Consider the following 25,398-nt stretch of genomic DNA (forward strand, 5'->3'; position numbering starts at 1 on the left):
GCGCGCGTCAGCTGACGCCCTCTGTCACGCGTCCTCGAGCAGGAGCCGGTGCGCGAGGGGGAGCAGGCCGACGCGGGCCAGCGGTGCCAGGGGGTCGTCGACGGCGTGGGTGGCGCGGTAGACCCGCGGTGGTACGCCGTACGCGTGACGGAATCGTCGCGTGAAGTGGAACGGGTTGGCGAACCCGCACGTCGTCGCCACCGCGGCCACGGTCAGGTTGCTTCGTTGGAGGAGCGTGGCGGCTCGGGCGAGTCGGACGAGCTCGATCGCGGCGACTGGCCCGATGCCGTACTCGCGTCGGAACAGCCGACACAGGTGACCGGGTGAGACCCGCGCCGCCGCGGCAAGCTCGCGGAGCGAAGGCGCGCACGTGCCGTCCGACCGCCAGGATGTCCGGAGCCGGTCGGCCAGTCTCGCCAGGTGAGGCGGGAGGTCGCCGTCGTCGTCGCTGGGGAGCGGGCCCCGGAGGAAGAGGTCGAGCAGCCAGCTCAGGACGTCGGCTCGTCGCGCGACGGCGTTCGCCGAGGTATGGCGACCCAACCACAGGGCGTACCTGCACAGCGCGCCCAGCGGATCGGCGGAGCTGAGCTCGCGGGTGAGCGGCCACATGTCCGGCTGGCGCATCGAGGCGGGGAGCTCCCCGACGAGGCTGAAGTGGACGTAGGCGTGGACCGACGCGCGATGTCTGTCCCAGGAGAACTGGTCCCGCATGCCCGGGCGGGCGAGGAGCAGAGTCCCGGGTCGCAGGTCCAGCGACGTCGCGCCTTCACACCACCGGGCGCTCCCGCGCAGCAGCCACACGAACTCGAAGTCGCGTAGGGTGCGTGGCCCGAAAGTCGCGCCCGGTGGGTAGTGCGCGACGTCAGGACCGGTGCGAACGATCACCCGGTAGGTCACGAACAGACAGGTTATGGACTCGTCGGGGCATGGTCTGCCCCGAAGCGGCGGGTGATGCTGGCCCAGAGGGGTCGACGAGCCGAGGAGTCAGACATGACCACGGTCAGCACGCCAGAACGCACGAGCTCGGTCCGTCTGCACGAGAACGTGACAGACGAGTTCGTCGAGCAGGTCCGCGTCGACGGCTACGCGGTGCTCGCCAACGCGATCTCGTCAGCCGAGGTGGCCGAGATCAACGCCGAGGCCGCCAGGCTCTGCAGGGGCGAGCTCGGCCACGTGGAGGGAGACTTCCAGGTGGATCTCGACGCCTCGGACGAGGAGGCGATGCGCCGGTACCTGTGCATCCACATGCCGCACAAGGTGTCGCCGGTGATGGAGCGGGCCTTGCGCGCGCCACGGATCGTCGAGGCGTTGACCCGGGTGATCGGGCCGAACGTCAAGGCGATGCAGTCGATGATCTTCATGAAGTCGGAGGGCAAGCCCGGCCAGGCCTGGCACCAGGACGAGTTCTTCATCCCCACCAGGGACCGGTCGCTCACCGCCGCCTGGATCGCGCTCGACGACGCCACGGTCGAGAACGGCTGCCTGTGGGTGCTGCCCGGCTCGCACGCGAGGGGCGTGATCTACCCCGACCGGGAGCACAACGACGAGCGCTTCGACTGCACGGTCGAGGCCTACAACTTCCCCTACAAGGACGAAGACGCTGTCCCCGTGGAGATCCCCGCGGGCGCCGCGATCATCTTCAACGGCTACCTGCTGCACCGGTCGCTCCCCAACACCGGCAAGCACGGCTTCCGACGGGCGCTGGTCAACCACTACCTGAGCGCGGAGTCGCTGCTGCCGTGGCGCCCGGTGCCAGGTCAACACGTCGCCAAGTGGGACTACCGCGACATCGTGATGGTCGCCGGGGAGGATCCTTACGCCTACAAGGGATACGAGGACATCGCGCGGCCGCACATCCGGCCCGATGGCGAGGGCGGCTGCGACCGCTGAGCTGTCGTGGGGCCCTTCGCGCTGCCGAAGGGCCCCACGACGGGTGAGCGTGGTCGCTCATCGGCCACCGCTGCGACCTACGCCCGCCGGCCGAGTCAGCGGGCCGGGGCCGGGGCGGGGTGGAGCGTGGCTCGGACCCGGCGGGCCGCCTCCACCATGGCGCGCAGCGCCGGCACCACCTCCTCGTACCGGCGGGTCTTCAAGCCACAGTCCGGATTGACCCACAGCTGCGCGGGATCGAGCGCTGCCAAGGCCAGCCGCAACGCGTCTTCGATCTCCTCCACGGTCGGGACGCGTGGCGAGTGGATGTCGTAGACGCCTGGCCCGATACCGCGCCGGTAGCCGGTGCGCGCCAGGTCGTGCACCAGCTCCATGCGAGACCGTGCCGCCTCGACGCTCACCACGTCGGCGTCGAGCGCGTCGATCGCGTCCACGATCTCGCCGAACTCGGAGTAGCACATGTGCGAGTGGATCGTGGTGGTGTCGGCGACACCCGAGGTCGCCAGCCGGAACGCGCCGACCGCCCACCGCAGGTACTCCGGCTGGTCGGCCGAGCGCAGCGGCAACCGCTCCCGCAGCGCCGGTTCGTCGACCTGGATGTGCCGGATCCCGGCCGCCTCCAGGTCACGGATCTCGTCCCGCAGCGCGAGCGCGACCTGGCGTGCCGTCTCCGCGAGGCTCTGGTCGTCCCGGACGAACGACCACGCCAGCATGGTGACCGGCCCTGTCAACATTCCCTTGACCGGCTTGGTGGTGCGGGACTGGGCATAGGTCGTCCACTCGACGGTGATGGGCTCCGGCCGAGCCACGTCGCCGTAGAGGATCGGAGGACGGACGTAGCGGGTGCCGTACGACTGCACCCAGCCCGACTCGGTGCACGCGAAGCCGGTGAGGCGTTCGGCGAAGTACTGCACCATGTCGTTGCGCTCGGGCTCGCCGTGGACGAGGACGTCGAGGCCGATGTCCTCCTGCAGCGCGATCACCTTGTCGATCTCGGCGCGCATACGGGCCTTGTAGGTGGCCTCGTCGATCCGTCCGTGGCGCAGGTCGGCCCGGGCAGCGCGGATCTCCGACGTCTGGGGGAACGACCCGATCGTCGTCGTGGGTAGCAGCGGCAGCGGGTTGGTCGCGGACCGCGCCCGCACCCGGGACGCGTAGTCGCCGCGCGGGGTCCCGTCACCGAGTGCCGCGAGCCGCGCCCGCACCCGGGCGTCGACGGTGCCCGGCGGCCGTCGCGTCCTGGCCGCTTCGGCCTGCGCGAGCTCGTCCGAGATCTGCTCCCGACCCTCCCGGAGCGCCCGACCGAGCAGGACCACCTCGTCGACCTTCTGGCGGGCGAAGGCCAGCCGTCCTCGCAGCTCCTCCGGCAGCGACGTCTCCAGCGAGACGTCGAGCGGGACGTGCTGGAGAGAGCAGGAGGTGCCCACCATGAGCTCGTCCACCGAGCCGAGGAGCGAGGCGGCCACCGCCAATGCCTGCGGGAGGTTCGTCCGCCACACGTTGCGGCCGTCCACCAAGCCGGCGACGAGCCTGCGGCGCGACAGGCCGGCCGACGCCACCCGCGTGGCGTCCTCAGCGCCCGCGACGAGGTCGAGCGCCAGACCGTCCACCGGGGTGGCCGCGAGGACGCCCAGCGCCTCGCGGATCGGTCCGAAGTAGGTCGCGACCAGGAGCTTGGGGCGTCGGGGCGACGAGCCCAACCGGTCATACGCGGCCCGGAGCAGGGCCAGCTCCTCCGGGGAGCGGTCGGCGGCCAAGGCGGGCTCGTCGAGCTGCACCCAGCTCGCTCCGACGTCGGCGAGCCGACCCAGCAGGTCGGCGTAGACGTCCAGCAGCGGCGAGAGCAGGTCGAGCGGGCGGAAGCCCTCGGGTGCACCCGGCGCCGGCTTGGCCAGCAGCAGGAACGTGAGGGGACCGAGGAGCACCGGCCGGGTGTCGAGCCCCAGCGCCGCGGCCTCGTGGTACTCCTCGACGGGTTTGACGTGCTCCTCGTCGAGGCGGAAGACCGTGTCCGGGCCCACCTCCGGAACGAGGTAGTGGTAGTTGGTGTCGAACCACTTGGTCATCTCCAGCGGCGGAGCACCGGTGACGCCGCGCGCCATCGCGAAGTAGCGGTCGAGGCCGGTCAGCTGGCGGAAGCGGGGTGGGACCGCACCGACCAGCACCGCGTGGTCGAGGACCTGGTCGTAGAGCGAGAACGTGTTGGAGGGGATCTCGTCGAGGCCGGCGTCTCGGAGGGTCTCCCAGGTCTGTCGGCGAAGGCTCGCCGCGGTGTCGAGGAGCGCGGTGGCGTCGATCTTTCCGGACCAGTAGGCCTCGGTGGCGCGCTTGAGCTCTCGTCGCTGCCCGATCCGGGGGTAGCCGAGCACGGTCGTGCGTCCAGCAGCCATGAGTCCTTCCCTCGCGAACTCATCGTCGGGACCGCGTGCCTTCCTGGCATGCGGGCAGCTGGCAGGTCTTCGGACTCGTGGGCTGGCGTGGCCCCGGCTCACGGCACCGGAGGCCGACGGGTTCCTACTGGCCGTCGCTTCCCAGGAGGCTCATGCCGCCCAGTGCGTATGACGGCGGTCGTTCCCACTCACCGCTGCGGGGCAGTCCCGGACTCTCACCGGGTTCCCTCTTACCTCTCCCCACCGCGCGGGTCCGCTCGGCGAGGAGAACCAACTGCGGCTTCGACCCTAGCCCGTCGTCGGAGCGCGCCACCACACCGGGCGGAGAGTGTCGGCGCGGTTGGACACCGCGGCCGGCTACCGCGGGAGCGCACTGGCTCGCCAGGCGTTCGGACCCGGCCGCAGGGGTTGCCGCGCGCGGCGCCAGTAGACCGCCCACGGCGACGGCCCGCGTGTGCCGCTGGGCTGGACGCTTCGCGCCGCGCGGAGCTTCGCGGAGATCACCGCGACGAGTGCGGCGAACTCCTCCGGCGTCGGCGTCCCCTTGACCACCCGGAGCAACGCGTCCCTCTCGGCCTCCGCCGGCGACGTCGGGACCTCCGCCGTGACGCCGGCGTCACGCTGACGCGGCTCCCCACGGCGCGGCTGGCCGGTGGGTCGTGGTTCGTCGACCGCCATCAGTTCGCCTCCTGGCACGAGGTCACAGCGGGATGTTGCCGTGCTTGCGCGGTGGCAAGGTCTCCCGCTTGTTACGGAGCAGGCGCAGCGCACGGATCACCTCGACGCGGGTCTCGTGCGGGTAGATCACCGCGTCGACGTAGCCGCGCTCGGCCGCGATGTAGGGGTTGAGCAGCGTGTCCTCGTACTCCTGGATCCGTCGCGCGCGCACCGCCTCGGGGTCCTCCGCGGCCGCGATCTCCCGGCGGTGCAGCACCTCCACGGCGCCTTGCGCGCCCATGACCGCGATCTGCGCCGTAGGCCAGGCCAGGTTGATGTCCGCGCCGAGGTGCTTCGACCCCATGACGTCGTACGCGCCGCCGTAGGCCTTCCGGGTGATCACGGTGACGAGCGGCACGGTGGCCTCGGCGTAGGCGTAGATGAGCTTGGCGCCACGCCGGATGATCCCGTTCCACTCCTGGTCGGTCCCCGGCAGGAACCCGGGCACGTCGACGAAGGTCAGGATCGGGATGTTGAAGGCGTCGCAGGTGCGGACGAACCGCGCGGCCTTCTCCGAGGCGTGGATGTCGAGGCAGCCGGCGAACTGGAGGGGTTGGTTGCCGACGACGCCGACGGTGCGCCCCTCGACGCGTCCGAAACCGCAGACGATGTTCTGCGCGAACAGCGGTTGGATCTCCAAGAACTCACCGTCGTCGAGAACGTGCTCGATGACCGTGTGGATGTCGTAGGGCTGGTTGGGTGAGTCGGGGATCAGGCTGTCGAGCTCGCGGTCGCTGTCGTTGATGGTCAGGTCCGCCTCGACGTCGTACGCGGGCGGTTCTTCGAGGTTGTTCTGCGGCAGGTACGACAGGAGCGCCTTGACCCAGTCGATCGCGTCGTGCTCGTCAGCGGCCATGTAGTGGGCGTTGCCGCTCTTGGTGTTGTGGGTCAGGGCGCCGCCCAGCTCCTCGAAGGAGACGTCCTCGCCGGTGACGGTCTTGATCACGCCGGGGCCGGTGATGAACATGTGCGAGGTTTGGTCGACCATCACCGTGATGTCGGTGAGGGCCGGCGAGTACACGTGGCCGCCGGCGCAGGTGCCCATGATGAGGGAGATCTGCGGGATCACACCGGAGGCGAGGATGTTCCGACGGAAGATCTCGCCGTAGAGCCCGAGCGAGACCACGCCCTCTTGGATGCGGGCGCCGCTGCCCTCGTTGATGCCGATGATCGGGCACCCGGTCTTCAGCGCGAGGTCCATGACCTTGAGGATCTTCTCGCCGTACACCTCGCCCAGGCTGCCGCCGAAGACGGTGACGTCCTGGCTGAAGACACAGACCTGACGGCCGTTGACGGTGCCGAAGCCGGTCACGACTCCATCGCCGAGTGGCCGGTTACGGTCCAGCCCGAAGTTGGCCGACCGGTGCCGGGCCAGCTCGTCGAGCTCGACGAACGACCCCTCGTCCAGCAGCAGGTCGATGCGCTCCCGAGCGGTGAGCTTGCCTCGGGCGTGCTGCCGCTCCACCATGCGCGCCGACCCGGCGTGGATCGCCTCGTGGAGGCGCCGTCCGAGGTCAGCGAGCTTGCCGGCGGTGGTGTGGATGTCCGGGGACGGGGCTGGGTCTGGTGTGGGAGGCGTCGGCGGCTGCGCGCCATCCGTGCTCCGCGGGCCGCCTGACGATGCGCTGTGCTCGGCGCCCGACCCGGTTGCGGTGTCCGGCTGCCTGGCTTCCATCTGCTTCCTCCCAGTTCGTGCTGCGGGCGCGAGCCTACCCGCCCCGTCCGGTACGACCGGGCTCGTGGGGCACGTGCCGGGCGTCGGAAGCCCGGCACCGGCCGCCGGGCGCGGTCTCGCGCCCGGCGGGTTCCGATCCCACCCGACTACCCTTGCCAGCATGCCCACCACTCCACCGTCGCGGGTGCACGCGCGCTTCGAGGTCCCGGCCCCTCTGCGGGCCGACGTCCGCCTGCTCGGGGAGCTGCTGGGTCAGGTGCTACGGGAGTACGGTGGCCCGACGCTGCTCGCCGACGTCGAACGGCTCCGTGAGCTGACCATCGCCGCTCACCACGACGACCCGGCCCGCGCCGAGGAAGCCGCCCAGGCCAGTGAGGCGCTGGTCGCCTCGTGGGACCTGGACCGGGCCGAGGAGGTCGCCCGGGCGTTCACCTGCTACTTCCACCTCACCAACCTCGCCGAGGAGCACCATCGGGCCCGGGTGCTGCGGGAGTACGACACCGGCGACGCTCCGGTGCGCGACTCGCTGGCCGCCGCCGTGGCGCAGATCACCACTCAGTACGGCGAGGAGCACGCGTTGACCCTGCTCTCTCGCCTGGAGTTCCGTCCGGTGTTGACCGCCCACCCCACCGAGGCGCGTCGACGGGCGGTCGCCTCCGCCATCCAGCGCATCTCCGCCCTGCTCGCCGAGCGGGACAGCCCCAAGCTGGGCGCCGCCGACCTGGCCGAGAACCGCCGCCGGCTGCTGGAGGAGATCGACCGGCTGTGGCGGACCTCCCAGATCCGGGTCACCAAGCCGAGCCCGCTCGACGAGGTCCGCACGGCCATGGCGGTCTTCGACGACACGCTCTTCCAGGTCCTGCCCCGCACCTACCGCCAGCTCGACAACGTGCTGGCGGGAGAGCGCGCGGGGACCGAGCCGCCACGGGTTCCGGCGTTCGTCCGTCTCGGGTCGTGGATCGGTGGCGACCGGGACGGCAACCCGTATGTGACGTCGCAGGTCACCCGGACGGCGATGGCCATCCAGGCCGACCACGTCCTGCGCGCCCTGGAGCGGGTCTGCGAGCGCGTGGGACGGGCGTTGACCGTCGACGAGGAGACGACCCCAGCCAGCCCGGAGGTGCGCCGGCTGCTGGCCGACGCCCGGGCCATCGCGCCCGAGGTGGTCGAGGAGGTCGCGACCCGCTCGCCGGGCGAGCCGCACCGGCAGGTGCTGCTCCTCGCGGCCCGCAAGCTGTCGGCGACCCGGCAGCGGAACGCCGACTTCGCCTACGGCAAGGCCGAGGAGTTCCTCGCCGAGCTGCGCGCCGTCCAGGCGTCCCTGGCTGCTGCCGGGGCCCGTCGCCAGGCGTACGGCGAGCTGCAGGAGCTGATCTGGCAGGTCGAGACGTTCGGCTTCCACCTGGCCGAGCTGGAGATCCGCCAGCACTCCAAGGTCCACGCGCGGGCGCTGGCGGAGCTCGCCTCAGGGGAGACCTCGCCGGAGACCGAGGAGGTGCTCTCGGTCTTCCGGGTGATGGCCCAGGTTCAGCAGCGCTTCGGCCCGGACGCCTGCCGACGGTACGTCGTGTCGTTCACCCAGTCCGCCAACGACCTGGCGGCCGTCTTCGAGCTGGCGGAGCGGGCCCTCGACGGCCGTCCGCTGGCGCTGGACGTCATCCCCCTGTTCGAGACCGAGGACGACCTCAAGGCCGCCGTCGGCATCCTCGACGAGGCGCTGAGACTGCCGCAGATCCAGCGACGGCTGGAGGAGACCGGCCGCCGGTTCGAGGTGATGCTCGGCTACTCCGACTCCGCCAAGGACGCCGGGCCGCTGTCCGCGACGCTGGCGCTGTACGACGCGCAGGCGGCGCTCGCGGCCTGGGCCAAGCGCCACGACATCCGGCTCACCCTCTTCCACGGCCGCGGCGGCGCGCTCGGCCGGGGTGGCGGTCCGGCGAACCGCGCGGTCCTCGCCCAGGCGCCGGGGTCGGTCAACGGCCGGTTCAAGCTCACCGAGCAGGGCGAGGTGATCTTCGCTCGGTACGGCAACCCGCTGATCGCGCGGCGGCACATCGAGCAGGTGGCGGCCGCGACATTGCTCGCCTCGACGCCCACCGTGGAATCCCGGGCGGCGAATGCCGCAGAGAAGTACGCCGACCTCGCCGCCACGATGGACGACGCGGCGCGGCGCGCCTACCACGGGCTGGTTCGCAGCGAGGGCTTCGCCGAATGGTTCGCGAAGGTGACGCCGCTGGAGGAGGTCGGTCAGCTGCCGATCGGCTCCCGTCCCGCCCGGCGTGGGCTGTCGGTGTCGTCGCTGGAGGATCTGCGCGCCATCCCGTGGGTGTTCGCGTGGACGCAGGCGAGGGTCAACCTGGCGGGCTGGTACGGCGTTGGCTCCGGTCTGGAGGCGGTCGGTGATCTGGACCTGCTGCGCCAGGCGTACGCCGAGTGGCCGTTGTTCACCGTGACGATCGACAACGTGGAGATGTCACTGGCGAAGTCGGACGCTCGGATCGCGCGACGCTACCTGGAGCTCGGTGACCGGCCGGACCTCACCGAGAAGGTGCTCGACGAGCACGCGCGCACCACCCGGTGGGTTCTGGCGGTGACCGGGCACGAGCGCCTGCTGGAGAACCGCCGCGTCCTCGGCCGCGCCGTGCAGCTGCGGAACCCGTACGTCGACGCACTGTCCTACCTGCAGCTTCGCGCGTTCCGCGCGTTGCGGACCCAGGACCTGCCGGAGAGCGAGGCGAACCGGCTTCGGCGCCTGGTGCTGCTCACGGTCAACGGCATCGCGGCTGGCCTCCAGAACACCGGATAGACCTACGGCTCCGTGCCGCACCGAGATCGTCGGCGTAGGGCCCGAAACGCTTGGAGGGCGGGACACCGCGGTGTCCCGCCCTCCCGTACGTGAGGTCGCTCTACTGCTTGGCGTACAGCTTCGTGTAGTCCGGCCCGCCGCCGTAGACGTCGAGGACGACGCCACCGACCTTCGAGCCGTGCAGGAAGTTGGTCTTGCCGTAGTGGGTGGGGATGACCGGGAGGTACTTCTCCATGAGCATCTTGTCGAGCTTGGCCCACTCAGCGGGCTGTTCCTCGATGGGCAGAGAGCCGATGCGGTCGATCTCGGAGTTGACCTCAGGCTCGTTGAGGAACGACTTGTTCGGCGCGCTGTTGGGGTTCAGCTCGATCAGACGCCCGTCGAAGATCGCCGGGAACACCGTGGTCGCCGACGGCCAGTCCAGGCACCAACCCAGAATGCGGATGTTGGTCTCGGAGTTCGGGTTGTCCATGTCCGCCCGGCGCTGGTCACGCGGCATCGGGATGGCGCGGGTCTTGAAGCCAGCCGCCTGCAGCTTCTCCTCCCGCACCGCCGACACCTGAGCCGCGATCTCGTCGTCGTTGGCGTAGGACCAGACGATCTCGAAGCCCAGGTGACCGGACTCCTCCAGCATCTTGCGGGCCTTCTCCGGGTCACCATCGCCCTTGGCGCCGTTGCCGATCACGTCGAAGTTCTGCCAGCCGGGGGTCACCTTCGGCAGGATCGTGGTCGCCGGCTCGTAGGTGAACGGGCTGTCACCCGCGGCCTTGTGCAGCGCGTCGTGCGGCCAGGCCACCGCCAGCGCCCGACGCACCTCCAGCGGGATCCGACGGGTGTCGAGGTAGACGAAGAAGGTGCAGGTGCCGGGTCCCGTGAGCATCCGCTCCTCGGGCTCCTTGTTCTGGATCTTCGGCAGCAGCGAGGCGTCCACCCCGTCGTAGGTGATCGCGTACTGGTCCGGGCCCTTGTCAGCGATCAGCTGCTCCTGCAACTTGATCGGGTCCTGCCCGAACTTGAACACGAACTTGTCGACGTACTGGTGACGAGCCGGGTCGGTGTTCGGGTCCCAGTGCTCGTTCCTGGTGAGCACCAGCTGCTTGCCCTTCTGGTAGGACTCGAACTTGTACGGACCGGTCGCCAGCGGGTGGTTGCCGTAGTTCTCCTTGGTGTCCTTGTCCTCAGGGATCGGGGTGAACACCGGGAACGTCGTGTAGAACGGCAGGTCCGGGAACGGCTTGGCCATCTTCAACACGATGGTCTTGTCGTCCGGGGTCTCCACCCCGGCGTAGTCCGGACCGCCACCCTGCTCAGGCGACTTGAACGGACCCTTGTACTTGTCACCGTCGAGGAAGTACGTCTGCTGGTACGTCGGACCCGACGGCAGCTCCTCGGTCGCAAAGGAGCGCTTGACCGCGTAGGCGATGTCCTTCGACGTCACCGGGGTGCCGTCTTCGAACTTGATGCCGTCTTTGAGAGTGAACCGCCACTCGGTGAAGTCCTCGTTGTGCTGGCCCAGGTCCGTCGCCAGGTCCGGCACCAGGTAGTACTTGCCGTCCTCGCGCAGCTCCATCGCCGTCAGCGTCCGCGCCGTCAGACGCAGAACCGCCAAGACGTCGATGTAGTAGGCCCTGGTGGGGTCAAACGTCTCCGGAGCCGCCGACGTCAACGTGGTGATCGTCCCACCGCGCTGCGCGCCAGGAACGTCCTTGGCCGGACCCTTCGCGTCCGGGTCCAGCAGCACCTCGTACCCACCACCAGGCGAGGGGCTCGCGGAAGCAGCCTTCTGCTCCTGCTGCTCCTTCGCCCGCTCCGATGGGGTTGCCCCACCACCACAAGCGGCCACACCCAGCGCCACAACGCCGGCCACGGCCGCTAGTCGTCTCCAACGCATCGAATCTCCCCTCGACCTGCGCCACACGCGCGACACCGCATGCACGGCCCACGCTGTTCCAGTAGCGGGACTCGCTGTGGCGCCGTCGGTCGTTTCCCCGTGATTCCGTTGGTGGTTCTGATCGCTACTGGTGACTGCTCCGTCGATGTGGTTGTCGCCATGTCACGACGTCTGGTGCTCGACCTTAAAGGACGAGATCGTCTCGTTACAGGCCGCTGGATCACAATTCGCCAACGCTTGCGTCACTATCCACATCACATCGGTGCGGTCCTCCTCGCCGTGTCGTAAGACCACCCGGACGACAACCGTGCGGACGACAACCGTGCGGACGACAATCGTGCGGACGACGTGGCGAGTGATCGGCGTGTGGAGTCGGCGCGTGAACGAAGGGAACGCGGGAGCGCGGAAGGGAGGGATGGCGGGCCGCCTAAGCTTTCGACGTGCCGCCGAGTGACGACCCAGCGGGCTCGCACGTGCCGTCGAGGAGCACGCCTCCCGAACGCGCGCCGCTCACGGTGGACGACGTTCGCCGTGCCTTGCTCGGTGCCGACGGTCTGGTGACCGAGCTACGGGTGGTGGAGGAGACCGGATCGACCAATGAGGACGTGCGTGCGGCGGCCGTGGCCGGCGCGCCCGAGGGGACCGTCGTGGTCGCCGAGCACCAGACCGCTGGACGTGGCCGACTCGATCGACGGTGGGTCGCTCCGCCGCGGTCGGGACTGACCTTCTCGCTCCTCCTGCGACCCACGACCGTGCCAGCTCGGCGCTGGCCGTGGCTTCCCCTGCTCGCCGGCCGCGCCGTCGTCGACGGGCTCACCGCGACAACCGGCCTCACCGTTCGTCTGAAGTGGCCCAACGACGTCCTCGTCGACGAGCGCAAGCTCGGCGGCATCCTTGTCGAGCGGGTGGAGACGCCGACCGGGCCGGCCGCCGTGGTCGGCATCGGCCTCAACGTCACGATGACCGCGGACGAGCTTCCCACGGCCCGGGCGGCCACGGGCACGGAGACCGCTCTCATGCCGACGTCACTGCTCCTCGCGGGAGCGCGAACGACGGACCGAGCGAGCCTGCTCGCCGTCCTCTTACGCGCCCTCGAGGCCCGCTACCAGGCCTGGCGCGCCGTTGGGGGCGATCCCGACGCGGGCCCGGGTGGCGGGCTCCGCGCCGACTACCGGGCCGTCTGTGCCACCCTCGGCCGTGACGTCCGGGTCCAGCTGGCTCCCGACCAGTGGATCTCCGGGCGCGCTCGCGACGTCGACGCCGACGGCCGGCTGGTCGTCCGCACGTCGGCGGGTGACCGCGCGTTGGGCGCGGGCGACGTGACGCACCTGCGCTGACCCACGCACCGGGGACCCCAGCGCACGACGAGCGGGCGTGGCGCACGACGGCGAGTTCCTCGCCCGTCGCCGACCGCGTCGCGTGCGATGTCCAGAGCCGGTCGGGCATGATCTGCGTGACGGCGAGCAGGCACGAACAAGGAGCACGGATGGGCATCCCGGCCAAGCTGCTCGGTGCGGACGAGCGGGTCGTCCTGAGCATGCGCACCCACTGGAAGGTCACGGTGGTACCCGTCGTCCTTCTCCTGCTCACGGTGGCCGCGGCGGTCACGATCGTCGTGCTGATTCCGCCCGGGCAGTACCAGCAGCCGGTGCGGATCGCGGTCGCCGTTCTCGCCCTGCTGGGTGTCTGCGTCTACTCGCTCTGGCCGTTGCTCAACTGGCTCGCCTCCACGTACGTGCTCACCGACCGCCGGCTCATCACCCGCCAAGGCGTCTTCACGCGGACTGGTCGGGACATCCCGCTCACGCGCATCAACGACGTCTCCAGCGAGCGAGACGTCCTCGACCGCATCCTTCGCTGCGGCACGCTCGTGGTCTGGTCAGCGGGCGAGCAGGGCAAGATCGTCTTGCACGACGTCCCCCGCGTCGAGACCGTTCAACGCACGATCGCCGAGCTCATCTTCGCCGCCGAGGACGACGACGGGGAGACGCGTCGCGCGCCCGCACGGTGACGTCGCGCACTCGAAGCGAAACCCGACCGCTCGACGAGTCGCCGCCTACGCTAAGGCCATGGGGCGGTACGACGGGCTGGACGTGCGACGGGTGGACCCAGAGGGCCAGGTCGTCGAGCTGGTGCTCAACCGTCCCGAGGCACTGAACGCATTGTCGACCGCTCTCGCGGACGCGCTGGGCCGAGCCACCGCCGACGTCGCCGCCGATCCAGCGGTCCGCGCGGTCGTGCTCTCCAGCGCCTGCGACCGCGCGTTCTGTGTCGGCGCTGACCTGAAGGAGCGCAACACCTTCAGCGACGACGACCTGTGGAGACAGCGCCCGATCATGCGGCGGGCGTTCGGCGGGCTCCTCGACCTGCCCATGCCCGCGATCGCCGCCGTCCACCGCTACGCGCTGGGTGGTGGGTTCGAGCTGGCGCTGTCCTGCGACCTCATCGTCGCCGACGAGACGGCGGTCTTCGGGGTGCCCGAGGTCTCGGTCGGGCTCGTCCCCGGCGGTGGCGCGACCCAGCTGCTGGCCCGCCGCGTCGGCTGGTCCCGCGCCAGCGACCTGCTCTTCACCGGTCGACGCGTGGAGGCCAGCGAGGCGGATCGGCTGGGCTTCATCGACCGCCTGGTGCCACCAGGTCGGGCCCGCGACACCGCGCTCGACCTGGCCCGCCAGATCGCCCGGAACTCACCCATCGCCGTCCGCCACGCCAAGCGGGCTCTGCGCCAGGGCTTCGCGCTCGAGCTCGGGCCGGCGCTCGACGTCGAGGACGCGGCCTGGCGGGCGGCGGCGTCCTCTCCGGACCGCCATGAGGGAATCGCGGCCTTCGTGGAGAAACGTCCGCCGGTCTGGCCGGGTGAACGGCCTCGGTCGTGAGTCGCCCGCCGACGACCAGCCGGAGGGATACTGCCGGGGGAGGTGAGGCCCATGCGGTTGCCCAGCCGAGTCCTCCTGCGCGAGGTCGGGCCCCGGGACGGCCTGCAGAACGAACCGCCCGTCCCGACCGCCGGCAAGGTGGCGCTCATCGACGCGTTGTCCAAGACCGGGCTGCAACGCATCGAGGCGGTCAGCTTCGTCCACCCGAGAGCGATTCCGCAGATGGGCGACGCCGAGCGGGTCTGGTCGGAGATCACCCGCCACGAGGGCGTCGAGTACTCCGCGCTGGTGCCCAACCTCACCGGCGCGCGGCGGGCGCTCGACGTGGGTGTCCGGTCGCTCGAGGTGGTCGTGTCCGCATCGGAACGACACAACCAGGTCAACGTCAACCGGTCCACGGCTGAGTCGCTCGCCGAGATCGAGGCGGTGGTCGACCTCGCCCACTCGGTCGGCGCCACCTGTCAGGTGATCATCGCGACCGCGTGGGGCTGCCCGTACGAAGGGGACATCCCGGTCTCGCGGGTGGTGTCCATCGCCCGGGCCGCGCTCGACGCGGGCGCGGACACGCTCGCCTACGGGGACACCACCGGTATGGCGACCCCCACCAGGGTGGAGGAGCTGGTCGAGACCACGCGGGCGAGCCTGCCGACGGTCCCGTTGGCTCTGCACTTCCACAACACGCGGGGCACCGGGCTGGCCAACGTGCTCGCCGCCCTCCAGCTCGGCGTCACCGAGTTCGACGCCAGCGTGGGTGGGCTGGGTGGGTGCCCCTACGCCCCTGGGGCGAGCGGCAACATCGCGACCGAGGAGGTCGTCCACATGCTCGAGGACATGGGGGTCGAGACGGGCGTGGACCTCGACCTGCTCCTCGACGTCGCGGCCCAGGCCGAGCGGTTGGTCGGACACCAGCTGCCGTCCCAGGTCCTGCGCGCCGGCCCGCGGACCCGCACCGTCGCCAGCTGACGCGGGACGGTCAGGAGCTGGCCTGCTCGCTGTTGGTGGTGGGGCTCGGGCTCTCGGTCGGGTGAGGCGGAAGCGCACCAGTCGCGGTCACCACACGCCAGGTGAAGCTCGAGCCGGAGAACGACACCGTCACCCAGTTCCCCGCGGCCCTGCCGGGCTCCTTGTCCTCGACGTAGGCATAGAGGGGACGACCGGTCAGCGCGAGCTGCCGGGTGCCGTCGGGTCGCTCGACCACCGAGAACGTGCCGTTGATGCCCGGCAACTTCGACGGCACCGACTCCGCGCTGATCTCGAAGGGCCGCCAGGTGACCGAGCAGGCGCCCGCGCACCGAATCCGCCCGGCGGTGTCCACGTTGTTGACGTACAGCGGCCGACCGTGGGCGTTCACCAGGATCTTGCCGAGGCCCCGGACGTCGCGGACACGGATGTCCGGCGTCTCCACCGAGGCTCGGGTGCCTTCGCCGTCCTCACCGTTCGACCCGCCGGACGACCCGGAGCCGGTGCAGGCCGCCGCGGCGAGCGCCAGCGCTCCGAGGAGAGCGGCACCCACGCGGACACACCGGCCGGGAGACTGTGCAGAAGCGGATGTCCACACGGCGTCACGACCTCCCCCGTCGCCGACGTCGGAAAGCCGGGTGACCCACGGCGTCCTGTGCTGGGAGCTACCCGGGAGCCGCGTCGTTCAACCTCAAGCGCTGATCGGTTGCTCCGAGCGCCGACTCGGTTCGACGGGGCCACCCTGAGCGCTGACTCGAGCCACGTCGAGCGCCGCGGCGTCACTGCGAGCTCCGGCGTGGCCACCCTGAGCGCCGACCGGGTCGGGCCGACCGGGTCGGACAGATCGTCCCCGGACCGCCGTACGATCGGGCCATGACATGGAGCGGCCCGGTGCGCAGCGAATCCGACGGTCGCCGAGGGCCGAGTCGAGCCCAGACCGACGTCGCTGAGCCGGTCCATAGCATCCTCCTGGCCGAGGACGACGCGGCGATCGCCGACCCTCTCGCTCGGGCGTTTCGCCGCGAGGGCTACGAGGTCGCCATCACCTCGGAGGGCGAGGCGACCCTGAATCGCCTCGCCGAAGGCGGTGTCGACCTGCTCGTCCTCGATCTGGGGCTGCCCGACATCGACGGCCTGGAAGTCTGTCGTCGACTCCGTGCGGAGGGCAACCGGGTCCCGGTGCTCATCCTCACCGCGCGCGCCGACGAGGTGGACACCGTTGTGGGACTCGACGCCGGCGCCGACGACTACGTGACCAAGCCGTTCCGGCTGGCGGAGCTGCTCGCGCGGGTGCGTGCGCTGCTCCGTCGGGGCGCCCTGGAGGTGCGGGCCGAGTCGACGGGGGAGACCGAGGTCGCGGGCGTCCGCATCGACACCGAGTCCCGCCGCGCCTGGCTCAACGGCAAGGAGCTGCAGCTCACGGCGAAGGAGTTCGACCTGCTGCGGGTCTTGGTCAGGGAGGTCGGTCGGGTCGTGACGCGGCAGCAGCTCATGCGGGAGGTCTGGGAGACCACCTGGTGGTCGTCCACGAAGACCCTCGACATGCACATCTCCTGGCTGCGTCGCAAGCTCGGTGACGACGCGTCGCACCCTCGGTACATCACGACGGTTCGGGGTGTCGGCTTCCGGTTCGAGCGCGGTTGATCCGTCATGCGCCGTCGACTCGTCGTCACGACTGTGGTCATCGCCCTGGTGACGGCCACGCTGTTCGTCCTGCCGGTCGTCATCTTCCGGTGGCGCTACGTCGGGAGCGCGTGGACCGAGACGCTCGCCCTTCTGGGGTTCGGCGTCGTGGCGACGTTGGTCGCAGTGGCGATCGGCGTGTGGCAGGCGCGCCGACTGTCTCGCCCGCTGGTCGAGCTCGCCGCCGCGGCCGAGCGCCTCGGGTCAGGCGACCCTCGACCACACCGCCAGCGGTACGGCATCCCCGAGCTGGACCGGGTCGCCGAGGCGCTCGACACGAGCGCCGGCCGGATCAAGGAGGCGCTCGCCGCCGAGCGCCAGCTCTCCCAGGACGCGTCCCACCAGCTGCGGTCGCCGCTGACGGCGCTGTCGATGCGGCTGGAGGAGATCCTCTCCACCCGGGACCCGTGTGTGGTTCGGGAGGAGGCGGCGATCGCGCTCAGCCAGGTCGAACGCCTGTCCCACGTGGTGGATCGGCTCCTGACACGCACCCGGGACAAGCACGTGGCACGGCTGACGCTCGTGGACGTCGACCAGGTCATCCGCCAGCAGATCGCTGAGTGGCGTCCGGCGTTCGACGGCGCCAACCGGCGGGTCACCGTCACCGGCGAGGCTGGGCTCACGGTCGCGGCGACCCCTGGGATGCTCGGGCACGTGCTGGCGACCCTGCTCGAGAACGCCCTGCACCACGGCGGCGGTACCGTGCTCATCCGTCGTCGCACCACGGGCACGCCGCCCGGCGGGTCTGTGGTGATCGAGGTCTCCGACGAGGGTCCGGGCATTCCCGAGGAGCTGGGGGCACGGGTCTTCGAGCGGGCTGTCAGCGGTCGCAGTGGTACGGGACTCGGCTTGGCCCTCGCTCGCGACCTCGCCGAGGCGGGCGGCGGCCGGCTGGAGCTGATCTCGCGCCGGCCGGCGACATTCGCGGTCTTCCTGCCACGGGTGGAGGACGCCCGCCAGCTCGAGGGCGAGCGTGGAGCGGCCTCGGGCGCTTCGGCCGGATCGGACGGCACCGGCTCAGGGACGGCGGACGCCCGCGCCGCCTCCGGTCGCTCAGGCCGGGGTTCGTCCGGCCGCACCGCCTTGGGGCTCGGCCGGCGCGGGAGGAAGTGAGACCGCCGGCTCCTCGGCGCCCTCACGAGTCGTAGCGCCAGCAAACGAGGCACCGTGGCCCCGTCAGCGCCCCGGATAGGCGTCAGCGCCCTCGGACGCCGCGCTTCCGGGGGACGTCTCGCCTAGGGCATGGGGCAAAGGCCTCGAGGTCAGCGATCAGGTCGGCCGCTGGGTCGAGTGCCTGCAGCACCCAGCCTCGGTGCTTCTTGCTCCAGATCTTGTGCGCGGCTCGGTGGATGTCGGGGGCGGCGTCCTCCGACGGCCACAGGACGAGAGAGTGGGAGGGAAACGGAGGCTTGGGCACGAGCCCCCAGCTCCCGACGGCCGTCCACGGGATCGAGAAGGCTCGGCCGAAGCGGAGGGTGACGTGGAGTCCTTCGGTGTCGATGCGGACTCGTCCTCCGACGGTCGGGAAGGAGAGCGCGTAGATCCCAAGCGGGATGAGCACCAGACCAACCAAGCCCTGGAGGAAAAGCTTCGTGGCAGGACGCACTGCCAATGGGGCGAGGTCCTCGAAGAAGAGGGCTCGGCCAGCGCCGATCGTCGCTGCTGGACCATAGGCCAGGCCGAGGACCAGAAAGAAGATCCCCGCCGAGAGCTGACCCGCGTCGAGCCGGTGAGTCCGTGCAGAGTCGGCCATGGTCGAGCCCTTTCCTGGTCGGTGCCTGGTAGCCATGGTAAGGGCCCAAGATCGGCTGTCGCGTCACTCGGAGGCTCTCCTGCGTGGCAGTCGCGGCGCGTGATCGCGTGGCCGTGGCAGCTGCATCGTCCACCCTTCTGCCGCCGGTCCGAGGAGCTTCCGAGGTTATCCACAGGTTCCAGGCCGTCTGCTGACGCTGGGCCCGAGACTCTGTTGAATGCCCCTATCCTTGTCCTCTCGTAGAGATCAACAAGGGGGACGTGATGGTCGAGTTCGATCCCGAGGCGTTCGGTCGAGGCCTCAAAGGGCTAGCGGAAGGTGAGGACTCTCCCTACATCTGTATAGCCAGGGCCAAGGGGCTCATCGAGGCGGCCGAGCTGCATCCGCTCGCGTTCGGGTTGATCTGCTTGCCGATCGTCAAGGGAACGTACGACGACTCACGAGAGTTCCTGGCAAAGAACCTTCGTACCGGCACGGAGAACATGCATGCGGTTCTCGCCGGACTCAACCGGGTAGCGGCCAACTACCGAAACGCCGAGCAGGCGAACCTCCTTCTTCCAGAGAAGGTCGACTTGCCGGAGATCAAGGTAACCGCGACGAACGCCAAAATCATCTTTGAGGCAGCTGTCGTCTACTGGTGCAAGATGGGCCTTCTCGCGATGCTGGCTCAGAAGGTCAGCGTCGAATGCGCTCGCCTGGCTGTCAGCGCCGGGGTCGCCGCCGCCTTGTGGTTGGGGTTCATGCCCGATGATGTGGCGCTTAGCCGAGCGCACGGCCAGTGGCAGGAGGCCGCGAACCAGCTTGAGAAGTTCAATGATGACATCCTCGTCAAGATGAACGCCCTGAACGCAGCGTGGAGCGGAAGTGAAGCGCAGGAGGCGTTCACGCGGTGGATGGACAACTTCCGCGAGGAAGTCGAAGAGTGTCGAGACGCCGTTGCTAAGGGTGCCGACTCCCTGAAGGATCTTTACGACACACTCAACTCGGAATGCTATATGGCCTTCGTTGCGACAGTTGCGAACCTCATCGTCCTCGCCGCCATGGCGTGTCTGAGTTTGTCGTGTCCGCCACTTTGGAAAGCGGCGATGGAAGCGGTCGGGGCGGTCCTGTCGATCAACACGGGCACTCGGATCGCCTATGCCGCTGCTGCGATCAAGACTGTGCTGTTAGCGATTCGTGGGATCGTGGGGACGACGTTTGTCACGAAGAAGGAGAAGGGCGATGCCGGGAACGGCGTTGACTTCGAGGAGGTGGCGCTGAGCAACGAACAGATCGAGGCCCTCGTACGCGGTGTGAACTCGTAGCAAAGGAGCTTGTAACAAGGGAGGTAGGATGAGCGCGGATCTTGAGGATCACGAGCGGCTCCTCAAGGAGGCGGCCGACCGCCTGGAGCGCATTCAAGCGATGGGCACTCAGCTCACCGAGGTTCGAGGCGAGGCCGAAACCGCGGACGGCAAAGTGCGAGCTGTGGTCCGACCAGGTGGCGCGTTGGAGTCACTCACCCTTGATCCACGCGCGATGAGGATGGCGTCGGAAGACCTGGCTGCGGCGATCGTTGAGGCCGTTGCCGCTGCGACAGAGGACGTCACGGCGAAGGTGGCCGAAGCTATGGAGTCCGTGCTGCCTGGTGTCGGTGCCTCGATCGCCGAGCTGGCTGATCCCGCTGCGCTTGCGGAGGCGCAAAGCCGCTCGGAGCAGCAGATCAACTCGATTGTCGAGTCGCTTCGTCGAGGCTTCTCCTGATCGGTCGGTCAGTGCCGCCTCTTCTGGCGGCGGAGGTCTCGCCGTGGCGGTGGTGCCAGTGCCTCGAGGTCGGCGACTAGCTGCGGTCCTGGGTCGATCGCTTCCACGACCCAGCCTTGGTACTTCTTGTTCCAAAGCTTTCTGGCGGCGTGGCAAACCTCTGGGGAAGCATCGGGTGATGGCCATAGGACGAGAGAGTTCGTCAATCGCCAGAGGCGCGGGGCGAGCCCCCAGCTGCCGACGGCACTCCATGGGATGGAGATGGCCTTTGCACGTCGGAGGGTGAATGCCAGGCCCTCGGAGTCAATGCGCACGCTCGCTCCCGCGGTGGGTAGGCGTAGTGCCCAAACGCCAATCGGGATGCACAGAAGGCCGGTGACGCCCATGAGGAGGAATCTCGCCGCAGGGCGAGCGGCCGCAGGATCTACTCCTTCCGAGAAGGCCTGAATACCTGTGATCGTTCCAATGGGGCCAAAGAGCAGTCCAAGCAGTAGGAAAACGCGACCACCGTTGAGCGAGTCGACATCGAGCTTGTGGGTCCGTGGAGCGTCGGCCATGGTAGGTCCATCTACGTCGTCAGCTGGTCTTGCCATAGTCGCCATGCTAAGGCTTTGATCGAACAACACCTCTCCCGAAGTCCTAGTGTGAGCTGGCGGCCCGAACGTCATGGTGGGTTGTCAGCTGACGGCATTCCCACGGATCCGACCCCGGTGGTGAAGCCGCTCCGCCACCGATTGAGTGCCGTGCCCTGCCCCGCTGGGGTATCGACGCTCTCGGTCTGGATGGGCTGTCTCGTCTGGGGCAGGGTGCGAGTCTCTCGAGATCGGCGATAAGGGCGGCATTAGGCCACAGCGTCTCGAGGACCCAGCCTTGGAGCTTCCTGCTCCAGAGTTTCTGGGCTCTTTGTTGGAGTTCCCGGGTGGCGTCCTTCGATGGTCACAAGACAAGAGAGTTCGCTCGTCCCCAGAGTCTCGGCGCGAGCCCCCAGCTGCCAACCGCGTTCCATGGAATGGTGATGACGGAGCCGCGTCGGAGAGTGACAATCAGCCCATCGGAGTCGATTCGCAGTTGTGCTCCAGCGGTGGGGACGAAGAGGAGGAAACGTAGCCCCAGGAAGAGGCTGGCTAAGCCGAATACCCCCATCCAAAGGAGGTTCCCCACCAAGTGTGCGCCCAATGGAGTGCGGATGCCCCGGAGGAGCTCCCACACCCCCGTGATCGTTGCGTACGGACCGACCATGAGCCCGATGATCAGAAAGGCACGGCCTCCTCGGACCGAGTCGACGTCGAGTCGATGGCTCCGTGGAGAGTCGGCCACGGCGGGTCCCTCCGGGTCTTCGGCTGGAGTCGCCATGGCTGCCATAGTAGGAGCCAAGATCGGCCCGTGTCCTTCCACGAGGTTTCGTCGGGGCGGCGGGAGTCGTGACGGGAACGTCCGACGTGCCTCGAAGCTCTGTGAGGCGATCGGTTAGCCTCCGACGCGTGTCGAAGCTCGTCGGCGTTCCCACGGTTGGCATGGTCGGTGGCGGCCAGCTGGCTCGGATGACCCATCAGGCCGGAATCGCCCTCGGCGTCCAGTTTCGTGTGCTCGCCGAGGGGCCTGAGGTGTCGGCGGCGCGGGTGGCGCGCGACGTCACCGTCGGCGACTATCGCGATCTCGACACGCTGCGGGCTTTCGCGGCCGGCTGCGACGTGGTCACCTTCGACCACGAGCACGTGCCGACCGACCACCTGGTGCGGTTGGAGAAGGATGGCGTCGTCTGCCGCCCAGGTGCGGACGCGCTCGTCCACGCCCAGGACAAGGCGGTGATGCGGGAGCGGCTCACCGCGCTCGGCATCCCGTGTCCGAGGTATCGGCTCGTCGCCGGCGTGGACGACCTCGCGGCGGCAGCGCGCGAGCTGGGGCTGCCACTCGTCCTCAAGGCGACCCGTGGCGGCTACGACGGCAAGGGCGTCTGGGTCGTGGACGACCTCGACGGCGAGGACGTGGGCCGGCTGCTGTCCGCCGACGTGCCCCTCCTCGCGGAGGAACGCGTCGACTTCGTCCGCGAGCTGTCCGCCGTCGTCGCGCGTTCGCCGTCCGGTCAGGCGATCGCGTACCCGGTCGTCGAGTCCGTCCAGCGGGACGGCATCTGCCACGAGGTCGTCGCCCCGGCGCCTGGTCTCCCGGAGGACCGGGCACTCGACGCGCAGGGCATCGCGCTCAGGATCGCCGGCGAGCTGAACGTGTTCGGCATCCTCGCGGTCGAGCTCTTCGAGACCCAGGACGGGCGCGTCTTGGTCAACGAGCTGGCGATGCGGCCGCACAACACCGGCCACTGGACCATCGACGGCGCGGTCACCAGCCAGTTCGAGAACCACCTGCGCGCGATCCTCGACCTTCCGCTCGGCTCGCCCCGGCCGCGCGCACCGTGGACGGTCATGGTGAACGTGCTCGGCGGCGACTACCCGAACATGCACTATGGGCTCCTGCACTGTCAGGCCAGGGACCCGGCGATGCGCGTCCACCTGTACGGCAAGGAAGTCCGGCCCGGGCGCAAGGTGGGCCACGTGACGGCGTACGGCGACGACCTCGACGACGTACGTGAGCGCGCCCGCCACGCCGCCGCCTACCTCACGGGAGAGATCGATGAGTGACGCCTCGTCCGCCACCCCCGTCGTCGGGGTCGTGATGGGATCCGACTCCGACTGGCCGACCATGGAGGCCGCCGCGCAGGCGCTGGAGGAGTTCGACGTCCCCTACGAGGTGGGCGTGGTGTCCGCGCACCGCATGGCGCGGGAGATGCTCGAGTACGGCGAAACCGCCGCTGCCCGAGGGCTTCGGGTGATCATCGCCGGCGCCGGTGGCGCCGCCCACCTGCCCGGCATGCTCGCCAGCGTCACCCCCTTGCCAGTGATCGGGGTACCGGTCCCGCTGCGCCACCTCGACGGCCTCGACTCGTTGCTGTCGATCGTCCAGATGCCCGCGGGGGTACCGGTCGCCACGGTCGCGGTGGGCAATGCCCGCAATGCCGGCTTGCTGGCCGTCCGGATCCTCGCCGCCTCCGACCCGGCTCTCCGGGAGCGCATGGAGAGCTTCCAGCGCGACCTCACCGAGCAGGCGCGCGCAAAGGGGGAGGCGCTGCGGCGGCGACGCCGGACCGCCGGTTTCGGCTGAGGGACGGCCCACCCGCTCAGTCGGTGGACGGGCCGTGGCGTGGCCACTCGATGGCGGGGCAGCGGTCCATGACCATCGCGAGGCCCGCGCGCGTGGTCCGGTGGAAGGCGTCCTCATCCACCACGCCGAGCTGGAACCAGACCGCCTTCGCCCCGATCGCCACCGCTTCGTCCGCGATCGCGCCCGCCAGCTCGGACCGGACGAAGACGTCGACGCAGTCGACGGGGAACGGGATCTCCGAAAGGCTGGCGTATCCCCGCTCGCCGTGGACGGTCTCCGCGCGTGGGTGAACCGGCACGATCCGCTTACCGCGCTCCTGCAGGAAGCGCGCGACCCGATAGGCGGCGCGGTCAGTGTTGGTGGACAGGCCGACGACCGCCCAGGTCTGGCAGTCGGCCAGGATGGATCGGATGACGCGGGGGTCCGCCCACGGCTGGCTCATACCCCGATCATGCCTCGCGCCGTCGCCCTTGCCCACTCAGCGGCGGCCGAGGCCACGGTAGGTCCAGCCCGCCGCCCGCCAGGTGTCGCGGTCGAGGCAGTTCTGGGCGTCGAGCACCTGCCGCTCGGCGACCACCTCGCCGAGCACCGCCGGGTCGAGCTCCCGGAACTCCTGCCACGCCGTCAGGTGCAGCACGAGGTGAGCGCCCCGACAGGCGTCCATGACCGAGTCGGCGTAGCGGAGCGTGGGGAAGACGCGACGAGCGTTCTCGTTGGCCTTCGGGTCGTAGACGCTCACCAGCGCTCCGTGCAGGTGGATGCGACCGGCGACGTTGAGCGCGGGCGAGTCACGGATGTCGTCGGTGTTGGGTTTGAACGCCGCGCCCAGCACGGCGACCCGCTTACCGATCCACTGGTTGCCGAGCAGCTCGCCAGCCACGTCGACGACCCGCTGACGTCGGCGCATGTTGATCGCGTCGACCTCGCGCAGGAAGGTCAGCGCCTCTTCCACGCCCAGCTCGCCCGCCCGCGCCATGAAGCCACGCAGGTCCTTGGGCAGGCAGCCGCCACCGTAGCCGAGGCCGGCGTCGAGGAACTTGCGCCCGATCCGGTCGTCGTAGCCCAGGGCGTCGGCCAGGAGCGTGACGTCGGCGCCTGTGGCGTCGCACAGCTCGGCCATCGTGTTGATGTAGGAGATCTTGGTCGCGAGGAAGGAGTTGGCCGCCGTCTTCACCAGCTCCGCGGTGGCGTAGTCGCACACGACGACGGGTGTGCCCCTCTCGATGATGGGCGCGAAGATCTCCCGGAGGATCTTCTCAGCCCGCTCGCTGCGCACCCCGAACACCAGCCGCGCCGGGCGCATGAACTCCTCGACCGCGAACCCCTCTCGGGTGAACTCCGGGCTCCAGGCGAGCTCGACCTGCGAAGGGTCGGCAGCGAGCTCCGCGATGCGGTCGGCGAGCCGGCTGGCCGTGCCGACGGGCACGGTCGACTCGCCCACGATGAGCGCCGGCTTGCGGATGCGCGGAACGAGCTCCTCGATCGCGGCCTCGACGTACGAGGTGTCCGCCGCGTACTCACCGTCACGCTGGGGCGTGCCCACGCAGATGAGGTGGACGTCGCCGAACTCGGCGACCTCGTCGTAGGAGGTGGTGAAGCGCAGGCGACCGGACTCGACGTTCTTGCGCAGCAGCGGCTCGAGCTCCGGCTCGAAGAACGGCACGCGTCCTTCGGAGAGCGCGGCGACCTTGGCCGGGTCGACGTCCATCCCCAGGACCTCGTAGCCCAGCTCCGCCAGACAGGCGGCGTGGGTGGCTCCGAGGTAACCGGTTCCGATGACGGTGATGCGGTACGTCACGGGCTCAGGCCTCCAGCGTTGTCGCGGGCGCGCGCCAGGGATGGCATCGCCCGCCCAGGA

Annotated in this window: 21 protein-coding genes and 1 riboswitch; of the genes, 12 read left to right on the forward strand and 9 right to left on the reverse strand. The window is 69.7% G+C overall.

The features are described 5' to 3' along the window. Positions 1-24: 24 nt before the first annotated feature. On the reverse strand, positions 25-897 hold the full coding sequence (locus DFJ64_RS14440; protein ID WP_115850928.1) for a helix-turn-helix transcriptional regulator: 873 nt from the start codon (positions 895-897) through the stop codon (positions 25-27). Between the two features lie 93 nt (positions 898-990). Here DFJ64_RS14440 and DFJ64_RS14445 point away from each other — a divergent pair, with 93 nt between their 5' ends. After that, positions 991-1,890: a phytanoyl-CoA dioxygenase family protein gene (locus tag DFJ64_RS14445; protein WP_115850929.1), complete on the forward strand. Its 900-nt coding sequence runs from the start codon at positions 991-993 to the stop codon at positions 1,888-1,890. A gap of 95 nt (positions 1,891-1,985) precedes the next feature. On the opposite strand, the gene metE is transcribed toward DFJ64_RS14445, so the two are convergent. From metE to DFJ64_RS14460, 3 genes are all read right to left on the reverse strand, one after another. Continuing rightward, the gene (gene metE, locus DFJ64_RS14450) at positions 1,986-4,280 is read right to left on the reverse strand and encodes a 5-methyltetrahydropteroyltriglutamate--homocysteine S-methyltransferase (RefSeq protein ID WP_115850930.1); all 2,295 of its coding nucleotides are present in this window, start codon (positions 4,278-4,280) and stop codon (positions 1,986-1,988) included. 43 nt (positions 4,281-4,323) lie between these two features. Next, a riboswitch (cobalamin riboswitch) is annotated at positions 4,324-4,570 on the reverse strand. Between the two features lie 67 nt (positions 4,571-4,637). Next, positions 4,638-4,958: an acyl-CoA carboxylase subunit epsilon gene (locus tag DFJ64_RS14455; protein WP_115850931.1), complete on the reverse strand. Its 321-nt coding sequence runs from the start codon at positions 4,956-4,958 to the stop codon at positions 4,638-4,640. A 22-nt stretch (positions 4,959-4,980) separates the two neighbouring features. Next, complete coding sequence (locus tag DFJ64_RS14460) at positions 4,981-6,672, reverse strand: acyl-CoA carboxylase subunit beta (protein WP_115850932.1); 1,692 nt, start codon at positions 6,670-6,672, stop codon at positions 4,981-4,983. A 160-nt stretch (positions 6,673-6,832) separates the two neighbouring features. On the opposite strand from DFJ64_RS14460, the gene DFJ64_RS14465 reads away from it, so the two are divergent. After that, positions 6,833-9,478, forward strand: coding sequence for a phosphoenolpyruvate carboxylase (locus DFJ64_RS14465; RefSeq protein WP_115850933.1), 2,646 nt, complete (start codon positions 6,833-6,835; stop codon positions 9,476-9,478). A gap of 100 nt (positions 9,479-9,578) precedes the next feature. On the opposite strand, the gene DFJ64_RS14470 is transcribed toward DFJ64_RS14465, so the two are convergent. After that, positions 9,579-11,369, reverse strand: a complete 1,791-nt coding sequence (locus DFJ64_RS14470) for an ABC transporter substrate-binding protein (RefSeq protein WP_115850934.1) — start codon at positions 11,367-11,369, stop codon at positions 9,579-9,581. Between the two features lie 440 nt (positions 11,370-11,809). Between DFJ64_RS14470 and DFJ64_RS14475 the strand changes: the two genes are divergently transcribed. From DFJ64_RS14475 to DFJ64_RS14490, 4 genes are all read left to right on the forward strand, one after another. Next, positions 11,810-12,706, forward strand: coding sequence for a biotin--[acetyl-CoA-carboxylase] ligase (locus tag DFJ64_RS14475; RefSeq protein ID WP_245941135.1), 897 nt, complete (start codon positions 11,810-11,812; stop codon positions 12,704-12,706). Between the two features lie 149 nt (positions 12,707-12,855). Then, the gene (locus tag DFJ64_RS14480; RefSeq protein WP_115850936.1) at positions 12,856-13,380 is read left to right on the forward strand and encodes a PH domain-containing protein; all 525 of its coding nucleotides are present in this window, start codon (positions 12,856-12,858) and stop codon (positions 13,378-13,380) included. 58 nt (positions 13,381-13,438) lie between these two features. Then, positions 13,439-14,245: an enoyl-CoA hydratase/isomerase family protein gene (locus tag DFJ64_RS14485; RefSeq protein WP_115850937.1), complete on the forward strand. Its 807-nt coding sequence runs from the start codon at positions 13,439-13,441 to the stop codon at positions 14,243-14,245. A 51-nt stretch (positions 14,246-14,296) separates the two neighbouring features. Further along, positions 14,297-15,208 carry a hydroxymethylglutaryl-CoA lyase gene (locus tag DFJ64_RS14490; RefSeq protein WP_115850938.1) on the forward strand — a complete coding sequence of 304 codons (912 nt, stop codon included), beginning with the start codon at positions 14,297-14,299 and terminating at the stop codon, positions 15,206-15,208. A 10-nt stretch (positions 15,209-15,218) separates the two neighbouring features. Here the strand turns inward: DFJ64_RS14490 and DFJ64_RS14495 are convergent, their stop codons facing one another. Further along, entirely contained in the window at positions 15,219-15,758 is a 540-nt protein-coding gene (locus DFJ64_RS14495; protein ID WP_170152624.1) for a COG4315 family predicted lipoprotein, read from the reverse strand. A gap of 320 nt (positions 15,759-16,078) precedes the next feature. On the opposite strand from DFJ64_RS14495, the gene DFJ64_RS14500 reads away from it, so the two are divergent. After that, positions 16,079-16,849 carry a response regulator transcription factor gene (locus DFJ64_RS14500; protein ID WP_115850940.1) on the forward strand — a complete coding sequence of 257 codons (771 nt, stop codon included), beginning with the start codon at positions 16,079-16,081 and terminating at the stop codon, positions 16,847-16,849. 6 nt (positions 16,850-16,855) lie between these two features. Further along, positions 16,856-18,001, forward strand: a complete 1,146-nt coding sequence (locus DFJ64_RS14505; protein WP_115850941.1) for a sensor histidine kinase — start codon at positions 16,856-16,858, stop codon at positions 17,999-18,001. 82 nt (positions 18,002-18,083) lie between these two features. On the opposite strand, the gene DFJ64_RS14510 is transcribed toward DFJ64_RS14505, so the two are convergent. Then, positions 18,084-18,641, reverse strand: a complete 558-nt coding sequence (locus DFJ64_RS14510; protein ID WP_115850942.1) for a hypothetical protein — start codon at positions 18,639-18,641, stop codon at positions 18,084-18,086. A gap of 263 nt (positions 18,642-18,904) precedes the next feature. Here DFJ64_RS14510 and DFJ64_RS14515 point away from each other — a divergent pair, with 263 nt between their 5' ends. The 4 genes from DFJ64_RS14515 to purE all read left to right on the forward strand — a co-directional run bounded on the left by DFJ64_RS14515 (position 18,905) and on the right by purE (position 23,540). Next, positions 18,905-19,945: a WXG100 family type VII secretion target gene (locus DFJ64_RS14515; protein WP_115850943.1), complete on the forward strand. Its 1,041-nt coding sequence runs from the start codon at positions 18,905-18,907 to the stop codon at positions 19,943-19,945. Between the two features lie 28 nt (positions 19,946-19,973). After that, a complete protein-coding gene (locus DFJ64_RS14520) occupies positions 19,974-20,384 on the forward strand; it encodes a YbaB/EbfC family nucleoid-associated protein (RefSeq protein WP_115850944.1) in 411 nt (136 codons plus the stop codon). A gap of 1,514 nt (positions 20,385-21,898) precedes the next feature. Next, positions 21,899-23,020, forward strand: coding sequence for a 5-(carboxyamino)imidazole ribonucleotide synthase (locus DFJ64_RS14525; RefSeq protein ID WP_115852106.1), 1,122 nt, complete (start codon positions 21,899-21,901; stop codon positions 23,018-23,020). Beyond that, positions 23,013-23,540, forward strand: a complete 528-nt coding sequence (purE, locus tag DFJ64_RS14530; RefSeq protein WP_115850945.1) for a 5-(carboxyamino)imidazole ribonucleotide mutase — start codon at positions 23,013-23,015, stop codon at positions 23,538-23,540. The genes DFJ64_RS14525 and purE overlap by 8 nt, the downstream gene beginning before the upstream one ends. Before the next feature lie 16 nt (positions 23,541-23,556). Here purE and DFJ64_RS14535 read toward each other — a convergent pair whose 3' ends face one another. Then, on the reverse strand, positions 23,557-23,982 hold the full coding sequence (locus tag DFJ64_RS14535) for a CoA-binding protein (RefSeq protein ID WP_115850946.1): 426 nt from the start codon (positions 23,980-23,982) through the stop codon (positions 23,557-23,559). A 36-nt stretch (positions 23,983-24,018) separates the two neighbouring features. Beyond that, the gene (locus DFJ64_RS14540; protein ID WP_115850947.1) at positions 24,019-25,338 is read right to left on the reverse strand and encodes a UDP-glucose dehydrogenase family protein; all 1,320 of its coding nucleotides are present in this window, start codon (positions 25,336-25,338) and stop codon (positions 24,019-24,021) included. Positions 25,339-25,398 lie beyond the last annotated feature (60 nt).

This window comes from Thermasporomyces composti, from assembly GCF_003386795.1.
GTDB lineage: Bacteria > Actinomycetota > Actinomycetes > Propionibacteriales > Actinopolymorphaceae > Thermasporomyces > Thermasporomyces composti.